Here is a 12,646-nt window from a genome sequence, read left to right as displayed (position 1 = left end):
AACGACCCGCCGGTTTGGTTGGCAGAACGCATCATTCGCCCACAAACTCGGTATGGATGGTAACCCGAGCGACAGAATAATCAGGCATTAAAGTGACTGGGATGGCGCCAAGAAGGTACCACCCACCCTATCAGTACCCCGCAGGCATCAAGCCAGTCGGGCACCTTGACCAGGTTGGTGACGTGCAGAGCCCGACTCTGACAACCAACCCCATTGCAGGATGCAAAGATGGCAACCCTAACGAAAAAGAACAATGCCCCCAAGAAAGTCTTCGCCTTCCGCTGGCACGGGGTAAACCGCAAAGGGCAGAAGGTCTCCGGTGAGCTGCAGGCCGACAGCATCAACACCGTCAAGACAGAACTGCGCAAGCAGGGAGTCAACGTCACCAAAGTAGCCAAGAAATCCCAAGGGCTCTTCTCCAAGGGCGGCGCCAAGATTAAACCGATGGATATCGCCATCGTCTCACGCCAAATAACTACCATGCTCTCCGCCGGTGTACCGCTGGTGCAGAGCCTGCAGATCATCGCCCGCAGCCACGAGAAAGCCTCGATGCGCGAGCTGATGGGACAGATTGCCGCCGATGTGGAGACTGGCACCCCCATGTCGGAGGCGCTGCGCCGCCATCCCCTCTACTTTGATGATCTCTACTGCGATCTGGTGGAAGCCGGTGAGCAATCCGGTGCGCTGGAGACCATCTACGACCGTATCGCCACTTACCGGGAAAAGTCGGAAGCGCTCAAGTCGAAGATCAAGAAGGCGATGTTCTACCCCACCATGGTCATTCTGGTCGCCATCGTGGTCACCTCCATCCTGCTGCTGTTCGTCATTCCGCAGTTCGAGGATATCTTCAAGAGCTTCGGCGCCGAGCTGCCGGTGTTCACCCAGTTTGTTATCGGCATCTCCCGCTTTATGCAGAACTGGTGGTATGTCTTCTTTGGTGGCACGGCCCTTGGTATCTTCCTTTACGTGCGGGCCTGGCGGGCCTCCCAGAAGGTGAAAGACAATACCGACAAGTTCGTCCTCACCATTCCGGTGGTCGGGATGATCCTGCACAAGGCGGCCATGGCTCGCTTTGCCCGCACCCTGTCGACCACCTTCTCCGCCGGTATCCCACTGGTAGATGCGCTGATTTCGGCGGCAGGGGCCTCCGGCAACTATGTCTATCGCACCGCGGTCATGGCCATTCGCAACGAGGTGGTGGCGGGCATGCAGATCAACGTGGCGATGCGCACCGTCGATCTCTTCCCCGACATGGTGATCCAGATGGTGATGATCGGTGAGGAGTCTGGTGCCATCGATGATATGCTCTCCAAGGTCGCCACCATCTTCGAACAGGAGGTGGATGATCTGGTAGATGGCCTCACCAGCCTGCTGGAACCCCTCATCATGGTGGTGCTAGGGGTACTGGTCGGCGGCATGGTTATTGCCATGTACCTGCCCATCTTCAAGCTTGGCGACGTGGTAGGCTGATTCATCAGGGCATGGCACCACAACCATGCCCTCCCCCCAATTCAATAACTGACGGTTGGTTATGACACTTCTTCTCGAGCTGGCTCACAGCTTGCCCTGGCTCTACTTCTCGCTGGTTTTTCTCTTCTCCCTGATGATCGGCAGCTTCCTTAACGTGGTCATCCACCGCTTGCCCATCATGCTGGAGCGGGAGTGGCAGGCCGAGTATCGCGGCTACTTTTCCCCCGATGAGGAGGCCACTGCGCCAGAGCGCTACAACCTGATGGTGCCGCGCTCCGCATGCCCTCACTGTGGCCACGCCATCACTGCGCTTGAGAACATCCCGCTGTTGAGCTGGCTCTGGCTCAAAGGGCGTTGCCGCGACTGTCAGGCCCCCATCTCGGCCCGCTATCCGCTGGTAGAGCTGCTGACCGCCCTGCTCTCGGTGGCCGTTGCCATGGTCATAACGCCAGGCTGGGGCACACTGGCCGCCCTTTTCCTGACCTGGGTGCTGGTCGCCCTCACCTTTATCGATCTCGACAAGATGTTGCTGCCCGACCAGCTCACCCTGCCACTGCTGTGGGGCGGGCTGCTGTGCAACCTGGCAAGTGGCTTCGTACCGCTGGCGGATGCCGTGATCGGGGCCATGGCGGGCTATCTGGTGCTCTGGAGCCTCTACTGGGCTTTCAAGCTGCTAACCGGCAAGGAGGGGATGGGCTATGGCGACTTCAAGCTGCTGGCGGCGCTGGGCGCCTGGCTCGGTTGGCAGGCGCTGCCCATAATTCTGCTGCTCTCATCTCTGGTCGGTGCAGTGATCGGCATCAGTCTGATCGCCTTGCACAAACACCATCAGGGCAAGCCGATCCCCTTCGGCCCCTACCTCGCCATCGCGGGCTGGATTGCGCTGTTGTGGGGCGATACCATCACCCGCTGGTATCTCTCTACCCTGCTTTGAGCAAGAGGCCCCCATGTATGTAGTTGCTATCACAGGTGGTATCGGCAGCGGCAAGACCACTATCGCCAATCAGTTTGCCGCGCTGGGTATCGAGGTGGTGGATGCCGATGTGATCGCCCGCGAGGTCGTAGAGCCGGGCACCCCGGCTCTTGCCGCCATCACCGACCATTTTGGCCCGGATGTGATTGATCCGAGCGGTCAACTCGACCGTCGCGCTCTGCGCGAGCGGGTCTTCAGCGACCCACAGGCCAAGGAGTGGCTCAATGCTTTGCTTCACCCGCTTATTCGCAGCGAAATGCAGCGCCAATGTGCCGCGGCCAGTTCTCCTTACTGCCTGCTGGTGGTGCCGCTGCTGGTGGAGAACAAACTCACCGGCCTCGCCAACCGGGTGCTGGTGATCGATGTGGATGAAGCCACCCAGATTGAACGCACCTGTCGCCGTGATGGGGTATCGGCCGAGCAGGCCAAGGCCATCATCGCCGCCCAAGCAAGTCGGGTGGAACGCCTCGCTGCGGCGGATGATGTCATCGAAAACCACAATGGCAGCGAAATGGCGATTAAAACGCGGATTTTGGCGCTGCACGAGACATATCTGGCAATTGCCTCTCAACAAGGCCGCCAAGTGTGAGTACACTAGGCCGGTTTATGGCTGGCCAGGATTAGGCATGATTTACGATTTCCCCCTCAATGAAAAAAGCCGGACCTATCTTCGTCTGGAGTCCCTGTTTTCCCAGATCCGCGACAATCTGGAGAGTGAACAATCCTGGGCACATATCGCCTTCTTCAAGGGGCTGTTCGATCTGCAGGAGTTGCTGGAGCGTGGTGACCTGCGCGCCGATCTCATCAAGGATCTGGAGCGTCTCGGCCAGCGTCTGAGCCACTGGGCCAGCCTGCCCGACGTCGATCTGGAGCAGATCAAACTGATGCAGCAAGAGAGCAGCCAGCTCTCCCGCAACCTGCTCAATTCGCCACGCCCGGGTGCCCGCCTGAAAGAGGATCGTCTGCTCGGCTCCATCCGCCAGCGCTTCTCCATCCCGGGTGGTCTGTGTGCCTTCGATGTGCCGCAGCTACACCACTGGCTCGGTACCCCGGCCATCACCCGTCACCAGCAGATGCAAGGCTGGCTGAGCGATATCAACCTGCTGATGAATGCCATCACCCTGCTGCTGCGCCTGTGGCGTGAATCAGGCAGTTTCAGTGAGCAGGTTGCCAACAACGGTTTCTTCCAGGACACCGCCGAGAGCGCCGAGCTGATCCGCATCAAGCTGCCGGGCAATCTGTTCTGCTACCCGACCCTGAGCGGCCACAAGAACCGCTTCGCCTTGCGTTTTCTGCCCACCGCAGAACAGCCGATTGGCGACGTGCCGTTCCAGCTCGCCTGCTGCTAAGGAGGGCTTATGGTCACCAAGGTAAAGTGTCCGACCTGTCAGAGCGAAGTGGAGTGGGGCCCGCAGAGTCCGTTCCGCCCCTTCTGCAGCAAGCGCTGCCAGCTGATCGATCTCGGCGAATGGGCCGATGAAGAGAAGCGGATCCCGGGGGAGATCAACCCGGATCTGCTGCCGGAGCAGGAAGAGGGCGATCAGTGGCTGTAAGCCCCTGGTCACGCACCTCTGCAATATGAAAAAAGGGCCGATTGGCCCTTTTTTCATGCTTGTTGATTGCTACCGGCTCACGCCAGCAGACCCTGTAGCCGCGCTACAATCGGGCCATTGGCATCGGGGAAGTGGTAGTTGTGCAGCTCGGCCACCGGCACCCACAGGCACTCCTGCCCCTCCTTGCCGAACGGCTCGCCGCTGAAACGGGTCACCTTCCAGATATCCAGCAATACCTGCTTCTCGGGGTAGTCGTGCTGCAGCTCCATGAAGGGGGCACAATCCAATACCCGAATGCCGATCTCTTCCCACAGCTCCCGATCCAGTGCGGTTAGCAGATCCTCGCCCGACTCCACCTTGCCACCGGGAAACTCCCAGCGATCCCCCTGATGGCGATCGGAGGAGCGTCGGGCGATGAAGATATCGCCCCGTTCATTCTCGATGACGCCAACCGCCACCCAGATCCGTTTCTTCTGTTCCATCAATTACCTCTGTTCGCTTGTTGCCACCAATAACAAGGCGGGCACTTGGCCCGCCTGTTATGGCATAGCGTCGATCAGGTCAACTGACCGTGGCAGTGCTTGTACTTCTTGCCGGAACCGCACGGGCAGGGATCGTTGCGACCGACCTTCTGCTCGTCACGTACGAAGGTGGTGTGACCCTCTTCACCTGCGGCCTGTTCATCGGCCAGCTGGCTCTCAGCGGCGGCGTGGGTATAGGTGCGGGGAGCGGCTTCCGCCTGCTGGCGCTGCTGCTCTTCCATCGCTTCCACATCGCGCTCCTGCACCTGAACACGGCTCAGGATGCTGACCACGTCGCGCTTGAGGGTTTCCAGCATCTGGGTGAACAGATCGAAGGATTCGCGCTTGTACTCCTGCTTGGGGTTCTTCTGGGCGTAACCGCGCAGATGGATGCCCTGACGCAGGTGATCCATGGCCGCCAGATGCTCTTTCCACAGACCATCCAGAGTTTGCAGCATCACCGCCTTCTCGAAGTTGCGCAGCACCTCTTTGCCGACCAGCTCTTCCTTGTGGGCATAGAGTTTGGTGGCTTCGTCCAGAATGCGCTCGCGCAGCTTCTCTTCATACAGCTTGTCGTCTTCCGCCAGCCACTGCTGCAGCGGCAGATCCAGCGCGAAGTCCGCCTTCAGGCGTGCTTCCAGACCCGGCACATCCCACATCTCTTCCAGAGACTGGGGCGGGATGTACTCGTCGATCACCGCGCCGTAGACGTCGTCACGGATAACGTGGATGGTCTCGGAGATGTCGTTGGTATCCAGCAGCTCGTTGCGCTGCTCGTAGACCACCTTGCGCTGATCGTTGGCAACGTCATCAAACTCCAGCAAGCTCTTGCGGATGTCGAAGTTGCGACCTTCCACCTTGCGCTGGGCGTTTTCGATCGCCTTGGTGACCCACGGGTGCTCGATGGCTTCGCCCTCTTCCATGCCCAGTTTCTTCATCATGCCGGTCACGCGATCGGAGGCGAAGATCCGCATCAGGGTATCTTCCATGGAGAGGTAGAAACGGGATGAGCCCGGGTCACCCTGACGACCGGAACGGCCGCGCAGCTGGTTATCGATACGACGGGATTCGTGACGCTCGGTACCGATAATGTGCAGACCACCGGCGGCCAGCACCGCATCGTGACGCACCTGCCAGGCGGCTTTCAGCTCGGCAATCTGCTCGCTGGTCGGGTTCTCCAGCTTGGCAATTTCTGCCTGCCAGTTGCCACCCAACACTATGTCGGTACCACGACCGGCCATGTTGGTGGCGATGGTGACCGCACCTGTCTGACCGGCCTGGGCAACGATCTCCGCCTCCATGGCGTGGAACTTGGCGTTCAGCACCTTGTGCGGGATCTTCTCCTTGGTCAGGATGCCGGAGAGCAGCTCGGAGTTCTCGATAGAGACGGTACCAACCAGTACAGGCTGGCCCTTGGCCACGCACTGACGGATATCTTCGATGATGGCGGCATACTTCTCATTAGCGGTCAGGTAGACCAGATCGCCCATGTCCTTGCGCACCATCGGCTTGTTGGTCGGGATAACCACGGTATCCAGGCCATAAATCTGCTGGAATTCAAAGGCTTCGGTATCCGCAGTACCGGTCATCCCCGCCAGCTTGTTGTAGAGACGGAAGTAGTTCTGGAAGGTGATGGATGCCAGCGTCTGGTTCTCGTTCTGGATCTTCACCCCTTCCTTCGCTTCAACGGCCTGATGCAGACCATCGGACCAGCGACGACCCGGCATGGTACGGCCGGTGTGCTCGTCGACGATGACGATCTCGTCTTTCTGGACGATGTAGTCCACGTTGCGCTCGAACAGGGTGTGAGCGCGCAGACCGGCGTTGACGTGGTGCAGCAGGCTGATGTTGGAGGCGGAGAACAGGGAATCGTTCTCGTCCAGCAGCCCCTCTTTCTTGAGCAGCTCTTCCACGAAGATCTGGCCGTTTTCGGTCAGCAGAGCCTGACGGTTCTTCTCGTCTACTGTGTAGTGACCGTCGCCGGTGTACTCTTCGGTGTCTTCCTTGTCCTGTTTGACCAGCAGCGGGATCAGCTTGTTGACGCGGATATAGAGCTCTGAGCTGTCTTCAGCCGGGCCGGAGATTATCAGCGGAGTACGGGCTTCATCGATAAGCACCGAGTCCACCTCATCCACCAGCGCGTAGTTGAGCGGACGCTGTACCCGCTGCTCCGGCGAGAACGCCATGTTGTCGCGCAGGTAGTCAAAACCGAATTCGTTGTTGGTACCGTAGGTGATGTCGGCGGCGTAGGCGTCACGCTTCTGGGACGCATCCATACCGGGCACGTTGCAATCGACGGTCATGCCGAGGAAGGCAAACAGCGGGCGGTTTGCCTCAGCGTCACGTTTGGCCAGATAGTCGTTCACCGTCACCACGTGCACACCACGGCCACTCAGGGCGTTCAGGTAAGCTGGCAGAGTGGCTGTCAGGGTTTTACCTTCACCGGTTTTCATTTCCGCGATGCGGTTGGAGTTCAGCACCATGCCGCCGATCAGCTGCACGTCGAAGTGACGCATGCCGAACACCCGCTTGGAGGCTTCACGCACGGTCGCGAACGCTTCCGGCAGCAACTGCTCCAGGGTCTCACCCTGCTCGATACGCTGACGATACTCGGCCGTTTTGGCCTGCAACTCGGCATCGGACAGAGCCTCGAACTGCGGCTCCATGGCATTGATCTGTTTTACAATTTTGCGCAAAGCCTTGAGCGTTCTGTCGTTCCGGCTGCCGATAATCTTGGTAAGCAGTGTGCTAATCATGGGTACCAACTATTTCTGGTTATAAAAGCGTTCCGTCACTGGAACCTGAAGAAAAAAACCTAACCCCGTCTGGCACTGAGAAAGCGTGCGGGGTTGACCTGACGACCATCTTTCAACACTTCGTAATGCAGATGGACCCCGGTCGCGCGACCGGTGCGTCCCATCAAGGCAATCTTCTGACCCTGATCAACCAGGGTTCCCACCTCGACCAGCAACTTGGAGTTGTGGGCATAGCGGGTGACCAGGCCATTGCCGTGATTAATCTCCACCATATTGCCAAATTCCGGATGACGGCCCGCCCAGCTGACAATGCCGGGCCCGGTGGCCAGAATCGGGGTTCCGGGTTTGCCACGGAAATCGACCCCTTTGTGCATCTTGGCACGCCCGTTGAACGGATCGACCCGTCCACCAAACCCGGACGAGACCCAAACTCGCTCCTGTTTGACTGGCGTGCCGGAAATAAAACCGGCATCGGTGATATGGTGATTCATGATGAAAGATTCAAGTACCGACAGCTGCTCTTCACGGCTGCTGAGCTGCTGGCTGAGGTGCTTCATCGAGGCTTGCAGCTCGTTGAGGCTCACTTCCAGCTCTTCATCATAAGAAGGGCCACCCATGGGGGGCAGCTCTTTGAAATTGAACTCGTCGGGATCGAGATCGGCCTGCTCGGTCAATCGTTCGCCGAGGGCATTGAGACGGCCAAGCTGGCCCTGCATGGTGCCCACCTGAGCTGCCAGCATTGCCAACTGTTCACGGGCTTCGTCGCCACTCTGGTCAACGGACTGTTGCTCGGCAACGGCAAGCGCCACTTCCAGCGCCTCCATTTTCTGGTGCCAGCTCTGCCAGAGCCAGCCACCACCAAGGGCCAACAGGGAGAAGAGAATACCGCCGACCCAGGCCAGACGTTGTTTGGGCAGGTGCAATTTGCGTCGCTGCTTGCCGTGGAGGATCAGGGTAATGCTCATAGAAATCAGTCTGCTCGGTCAGGTGCGGCCAGGAGCCGGCACGGGAAATAAAACCGGGAGATAATCGGTATTAAAGGATGGAGTAAACAAATGACGGAACGTCGGTGCGGAGAGAGGACCGACGTTCCGTTGCACAGTATCAGGCCAGAACCAGACCGTTATCGTAGTAAGCGATAGGCGCTTTGTCGCCCTCACCCTCGAAGGTCACCAGTTCCCAAGCCTCCTGCTCGGCCAGCAAGGCACGCAGCAGCTTGTTGTTCAGGGCATGTCCGGTCTTGTAGGCACGGAACTCACCGATGATGCTGCGGTTACACATGTAGAGGTCACCGATCGCGTCCAGCATCTTGTGCTTGACGAACTCGTCCTCATAACGCAAACCGTCTTCGTTCAGCACCCGATAGTCGTCCAGTACCACGGCGTTTTCCAGGCTTCCGCCCAGCGCCAGGTTCTGGGAACGCAGGTACTCGATATCACGCATGAACCCGAAAGTACGGGCGCGGCTGATCTCTTTCACGAAGGAGGCACCGGAGAAGTCCAGTACACAACGCTGATTGCGCCCTTCAAAGACCGGATGCTGGAAATCGATCTCGAGATCCATCTTGAAGCCGTTGCGGTAGGGGTGGAATTCCGCCCACTTGTCGCCGTCTTCAACCCGGATGCTCTTCTTGATCCGCACAAACTGCTTGGCCGCATTCTGCTCACGGATCCCGACTTCCTGCAGCAGGTAGATAAAGGGATGCGCACTGCCATCCATCACCGGGATCTCGGGCGCGTCAACCTCAACGTAGAGGTTGTCGATCCCCATCCCGGCCAGCGCGGCAGAGAGGTGCTCAATGGTAGAGACACGGACACCGGCTTCGTTGACCAGAGCGGTACAGAGCACGGTATCGCGCACCTGATCGGCATTGGCTGGCAGCTCCACCACAGGATTCAGGTCGGTACGCAAGTAAACGATCCCTGTGTTCACAGGCGCCGGACGGAACGTCATGGTGACTTTCCGGCCCGAATGCAGGCCGACACCAGTCGCCTGTACACTCGTTTTCAAGGTTCTTTGTCTAATCATGGGTGTACCCTAAACAGCTTAAAATCCGGACCAGATGGTCGTTGGCAGGCCATCTTAGCACATTCCTTGAACAACAAACAAACGAGAGCCATAAGAGGCTTAGTCAGCTTGCTTGCGCAGGAACGCCGGAATATCCAGGTAATCCGGTTCACGACGAGCTTGCGGCTCGGCGTTGACCACCTTGGCCGGGGCTTCGTCCATCACGCGGCCTTGCATCATGTCGCTGACCAGCGGCTGACGTACCGGGCGCTCTTGCACCTGGCTGCTCTTGACCAGCGTGATGTCCGGCTTGCGCTCGGCACCGATACCGGTAGCAACCACAGTTACACGCAGCTCGTCGTGCATTTCCGGATCGATTACGGTACCCACAACTACAGTGGCGTTCTCGGAAGCGAAGGCCTTGACCGCGTTACCCACGGTTTCGAACTCTTCGATGGTCATGTCCATGCCGGCGGTGATGTTGACCAGGATGCCACGGGCACCAGCCAGATCCACATCTTCCAGCAGCGGGCTGGAGATGGCTTTCTCGGCCGCTTCTTCGGCACGGTCATCGCCGGAGGCGGAACCGGTACCCATCATGGCGGTACCCATTTCACGCATTACGGTACGCACGTCCGCGAAGTCGACGTTGATCAAGCCTGGACGGGTGATCAGCTCGGCAATGCCCTGTACCGCGCCAAGCAGTACATCGTTGGCCGCCTTGAAGGCATCCAGCAGGGAGATACCGCGACCCAGCACCTTCAGCAACTTGTCGTTGGGGATGGTGATCAGGGAGTCGACGTTTTTGGAGAGCTCTTCGATACCGTGGGCGGCGAAGCCCATCCGCTTCTTCCCTTCAAAGGAGAACGGCTTGGTGACCACGGCAACGGTCAGGATGCCCATCTCGCGCGCCACTTCGGCCACGATCGGCGCAGCACCGGTACCGGTACCACCACCCATACCGGCGGCGATGAACACCATGTCGGAACCGGTCAGCAGCTCACGCAGTGCTTCGCGATCTTCCATGGCCGCATCACGACCCACTTCCGGATTGGCTCCGGCACCCAGACCCTTGGTGATGCCACCGCCGATCTGCAGGGTAGTGTTGGCGCTGGAGTTACGCAGTGCCTGGGCGTCGGTGTTGACGGTAATGAACTCAACACCCTCAATATTTTGACGAACCATGTGCTCGACAGCGTTACCGCCGCCGCCACCTACACCGATCACTTTAATGACGGCTTCGTCAGTGTGGCTATCCATAAATTCAAACATGTTGTCTCTCCGCTTTATTTGCCTGACTCAGCAAAATTCTTAGAACTCGCCACGCAGCCAGTTGCTAACCCGTTTGACCAGGCCACCGACGCTTGCCTTGGCGGCATATTCTTTGTTGCTACCTGTGGCTTGATGGGTGCGGCCATATTGCAGCAACCCGACCGCAGTCGAGTACACCGGTGCCTGCACGTAATCACTCAAACCACGTATGTTCATGGGCTCTCCCACCCGGACCTGGCTCTGGAAGATCTGCTCTGCACACTCCACAATGCCTTCAATCTGGGCAGCGCCGCCGGTCAAGACCACACCGGCTGCCAGCTGATGCTTGACCCCCTGCGCTTTCAACTCGCTTTGTACCCGCACCAGCTCATCATTCACCATGGAGAGCAACTCGGTGTAACGGGGCTCAATCACTTCAGCCAGTGTCTGCCGTTGCAGGCTGCGCGCCGGACGACCGCCGACACTGGGTACTTCAATATTGTCTTCCTTGCTGACCAGACGACCGAGGGCGCAACCGTAGCGCACCTTGATCGCTTCCGCGTCGAGCGGCGGCGTGCCGAAGGCATAGGCGATGTCGCTGGTCACAGTGCTGCCAGCGTACGGGATCACCTTGGTGTGGCGCAGAGCACCGCCGGTAAACAGCGACATGTCCATGGTGCCGCCACCGATGTCCACCACGCAGACACCCAGCTCTTTCTCGTCTTCGGTCAACACGGCATAGCTGGAGGCCAGCGCGGAGAAGATCAGTTGATCCACGCGCAAACCGACCTTCTCCACACACTTCTCAATGTTGCGAGCCATGTCGTTGTGGCAGGTGATCAGGTGAACCTTGGCCGCCATCCGCACACCGGAGAGGCCGACCGGATTCTTGATCCCTTCCTGATAATCGATGGCAAACTCCTGAGGCAGCACATGCAGCACGCGCAGCTCGTCGGAGAGGCGAACTGACTTGGCGGTGTGGATCACGTTGTCCACATCCTCCTGAGTCACCTCTTCATCAGAGATGGGCACCATACCGGTCTCGTTGCGGCAATCGATATGCTTGCCGGACAACCCCAGATAGACCGAGCTGATCTGGCAATCTGCCATCATCTCGGCCTCTTCCACCGCGCGGCGCAGTGACTTGACCACGGAGTCGAGGTCGTTGACCCCGCCCTTCTCCATTCCGCGAGAAGCGTGACTGCCCATACCGATGACGTTCAGTTCACCGTCCGGCAATACTTCCCCGACCAGAACCGCCACCTTGGTTGTGCCGATATCCAGTCCGACAATCAAATTCCTATCTGCGGTGTTGGTCATGCACTTTCTCTTCGCTCTTCTTCCAGCCAACTGCCATTCCGGTGTCGTATCGAAGATCCACGTAGGCGACTTGCGCACGGGGTTCGATAACCGGGAAGGCATCGATAAACCGCTGCAACCGGAGCGCAATGTCATTGCGTCCCAGGAACAGCTTGATATTGCCATCCAGGGTCAGTTCCCAGGCATGGCGGGGGGTCAGATTCACCCCCAGCAACTTGTATCCCTTGGCAGCCAGTTGCGACTCGTACTGCCGACTCTCTTTCAACACCCGGGCGGCCTGGTCATCCGGCCCTGACAGCTGCAACAGCGGCGTCTTGACCCGATCCGGGGCACTGAATACCTTGCCCTTGGTGTTGACGAAGCGGTTGCCATTCCAGCGCGCCGCCACATCTTGTTCCGTGAGGTAGATCTTGATCTTGTTCGGCCACTTCTTTCGTACCGAGACCGAGGCCACCCATGGCAGGGCGTTGAGCCTTGCCTGCAATTCGTTGACGTCCAATTCGAAGAAGTTGCGCAGCTCGGCGCCATCCAGCACGGCCATCCGCAGCTCTTCGGTTTGCAAATACTGGTGTTGCCCCTGCAGCAACAGCTCGCTCATGGGCAACCGGTTGGCATCTGTCAGCCAACCTTTAACATCCAGCGCCGTCCGGTAGCAGCCCCATATCACCAGCAGGAAAAACGCTACCCCTGCGATGAAGCCACCCTTGGTGCGCCCCTGTGCCCTTGCCTCCACCCGATCGATCCCCGTGTAACGCGCTAAACCGGCCTTTGACAGACCGGTTCGCCATTATATAG

12 protein-coding genes are annotated in these 12,646 nt (G+C 58.8%); 5 read left to right on the top strand and 7 right to left on the bottom strand.

Annotated features, from left to right (window positions below):
- Nucleotides 1-228: 228 nt before the first annotated feature.
- The 5 genes from ACTG2T_RS11775 to yacG all read left to right on the top strand — a co-directional run bounded on the left by ACTG2T_RS11775 (nucleotide 229) and on the right by yacG (nucleotide 3,996).
- On the top strand, nucleotides 229-1,470 hold the full coding sequence (locus tag ACTG2T_RS11775) for a type II secretion system F family protein (protein WP_005336136.1): 1,242 nt from the start codon (nucleotides 229-231) through the stop codon (nucleotides 1,468-1,470).
- A gap of 61 nt (nucleotides 1,471-1,531) precedes the next feature.
- A complete protein-coding gene (locus tag ACTG2T_RS11770) occupies nucleotides 1,532-2,404 on the top strand; it encodes a prepilin peptidase (protein WP_330124660.1) in 873 nt (290 codons plus the stop codon).
- Nucleotides 2,405-2,417: 13 nt separating this feature from the next.
- Nucleotides 2,418-3,032 carry a dephospho-CoA kinase gene (coaE, locus tag ACTG2T_RS11765; protein ID WP_309507381.1) on the top strand — a complete coding sequence of 205 codons (615 nt, stop codon included), beginning with the start codon at nucleotides 2,418-2,420 and terminating at the stop codon, nucleotides 3,030-3,032.
- Nucleotides 3,033-3,069: 37 nt separating this feature from the next.
- On the top strand, nucleotides 3,070-3,792 hold the full coding sequence (gene zapD, locus ACTG2T_RS11760) for a cell division protein ZapD (RefSeq protein WP_021231281.1): 723 nt from the start codon (nucleotides 3,070-3,072) through the stop codon (nucleotides 3,790-3,792).
- A 9-nt stretch (nucleotides 3,793-3,801) separates the two neighbouring features.
- On the top strand, nucleotides 3,802-3,996 hold the full coding sequence (gene yacG / locus ACTG2T_RS11755) for a DNA gyrase inhibitor YacG (protein WP_021231282.1): 195 nt from the start codon (nucleotides 3,802-3,804) through the stop codon (nucleotides 3,994-3,996).
- Between the two features lie 77 nt (nucleotides 3,997-4,073).
- On the opposite strand, the gene mutT is transcribed toward yacG, so the two are convergent.
- The 7 genes from mutT to ACTG2T_RS11720 all read right to left on the bottom strand — a co-directional run bounded on the left by mutT (nucleotide 4,074) and on the right by ACTG2T_RS11720 (nucleotide 12,584).
- The gene (mutT, locus tag ACTG2T_RS11750; protein WP_019444787.1) at nucleotides 4,074-4,478 is read right to left on the bottom strand and encodes an 8-oxo-dGTP diphosphatase MutT; all 405 of its coding nucleotides are present in this window, start codon (nucleotides 4,476-4,478) and stop codon (nucleotides 4,074-4,076) included.
- Nucleotides 4,479-4,552: 74 nt separating this feature from the next.
- Complete coding sequence (gene secA, locus ACTG2T_RS11745; RefSeq protein WP_005336144.1) at nucleotides 4,553-7,273, bottom strand: preprotein translocase subunit SecA; 2,721 nt, start codon at nucleotides 7,271-7,273, stop codon at nucleotides 4,553-4,555.
- Between the two features lie 59 nt (nucleotides 7,274-7,332).
- Nucleotides 7,333-8,238: a M23 family metallopeptidase gene (locus ACTG2T_RS11740; protein ID WP_005355107.1), complete on the bottom strand. Its 906-nt coding sequence runs from the start codon at nucleotides 8,236-8,238 to the stop codon at nucleotides 7,333-7,335.
- A 139-nt stretch (nucleotides 8,239-8,377) separates the two neighbouring features.
- Nucleotides 8,378-9,301, bottom strand: coding sequence for a UDP-3-O-acyl-N-acetylglucosamine deacetylase (gene lpxC / locus ACTG2T_RS11735; protein WP_005336146.1), 924 nt, complete (start codon nucleotides 9,299-9,301; stop codon nucleotides 8,378-8,380).
- Between the two features lie 99 nt (nucleotides 9,302-9,400).
- Nucleotides 9,401-10,552, bottom strand: coding sequence for a cell division protein FtsZ (gene ftsZ, locus ACTG2T_RS11730; RefSeq protein WP_005336147.1), 1,152 nt, complete (start codon nucleotides 10,550-10,552; stop codon nucleotides 9,401-9,403).
- Between the two features lie 39 nt (nucleotides 10,553-10,591).
- The gene (gene ftsA, locus ACTG2T_RS11725) at nucleotides 10,592-11,851 is read right to left on the bottom strand and encodes a cell division protein FtsA (protein WP_005336148.1); all 1,260 of its coding nucleotides are present in this window, start codon (nucleotides 11,849-11,851) and stop codon (nucleotides 10,592-10,594) included.
- Complete coding sequence (locus ACTG2T_RS11720; protein WP_005336149.1) at nucleotides 11,832-12,584, bottom strand: cell division protein FtsQ/DivIB; 753 nt, start codon at nucleotides 12,582-12,584, stop codon at nucleotides 11,832-11,834. Before ACTG2T_RS11720 ends, ftsA begins: the two co-directional genes overlap by 20 nt.
- Between the last annotated feature and the right edge of the window lie 62 nt (nucleotides 12,585-12,646).

It is taken from the genome of Aeromonas sp. 75A (assembly GCF_051919425.1).
In the GTDB taxonomy this organism is placed as follows: domain Bacteria; phylum Pseudomonadota; class Gammaproteobacteria; order Enterobacterales; family Aeromonadaceae; genus Aeromonas; species Aeromonas veronii.
This window is presented reverse-complemented; position numbering and strand designations above follow the sequence as displayed.

What these genes read in the sequence shown, in the direction of transcription:
- ACTG2T_RS11775 (WP_005336136.1), top strand. Translation starts at nt 229, where the DNA reads ATGGCAACCCTAACGAAAAAGAACAATGCCCCCAAGAAAGTCTTCGCC.
- ACTG2T_RS11770 (WP_330124660.1), top strand. Translation starts at nt 1,532, where the DNA reads ATGACACTTCTTCTCGAGCTGGCTCACAGCTTGCCCTGGCTCTACTTC.
- coaE (WP_309507381.1), top strand. Translation starts at nt 2,418, where the DNA reads ATGTATGTAGTTGCTATCACAGGTGGTATCGGCAGCGGCAAGACCACT.
- zapD (WP_021231281.1), top strand. Translation starts at nt 3,070, where the DNA reads ATGATTTACGATTTCCCCCTCAATGAAAAAAGCCGGACCTATCTTCGT.
- yacG (WP_021231282.1), top strand. Translation starts at nt 3,802, where the DNA reads ATGGTCACCAAGGTAAAGTGTCCGACCTGTCAGAGCGAAGTGGAGTGG.
- mutT (WP_019444787.1), bottom strand. Translation starts at nt 4,478, where the DNA reads ATGGAACAGAAGAAACGGATCTGGGTGGCGGTTGGCGTCATCGAGAAT.
- secA (WP_005336144.1), bottom strand. Translation starts at nt 7,273, where the DNA reads ATGATTAGCACACTGCTTACCAAGATTATCGGCAGCCGGAACGACAGA.
- ACTG2T_RS11740 (WP_005355107.1), bottom strand. Translation starts at nt 8,238, where the DNA reads ATGAGCATTACCCTGATCCTCCACGGCAAGCAGCGACGCAAATTGCAC.
- lpxC (WP_005336146.1), bottom strand. Translation starts at nt 9,301, where the DNA reads ATGATTAGACAAAGAACCTTGAAAACGAGTGTACAGGCGACTGGTGTC.
- ftsZ (WP_005336147.1), bottom strand. Translation starts at nt 10,552, where the DNA reads ATGTTTGAATTTATGGATAGCCACACTGACGAAGCCGTCATTAAAGTG.
- ftsA (WP_005336148.1), bottom strand. Translation starts at nt 11,851, where the DNA reads ATGACCAACACCGCAGATAGGAATTTGATTGTCGGACTGGATATCGGC.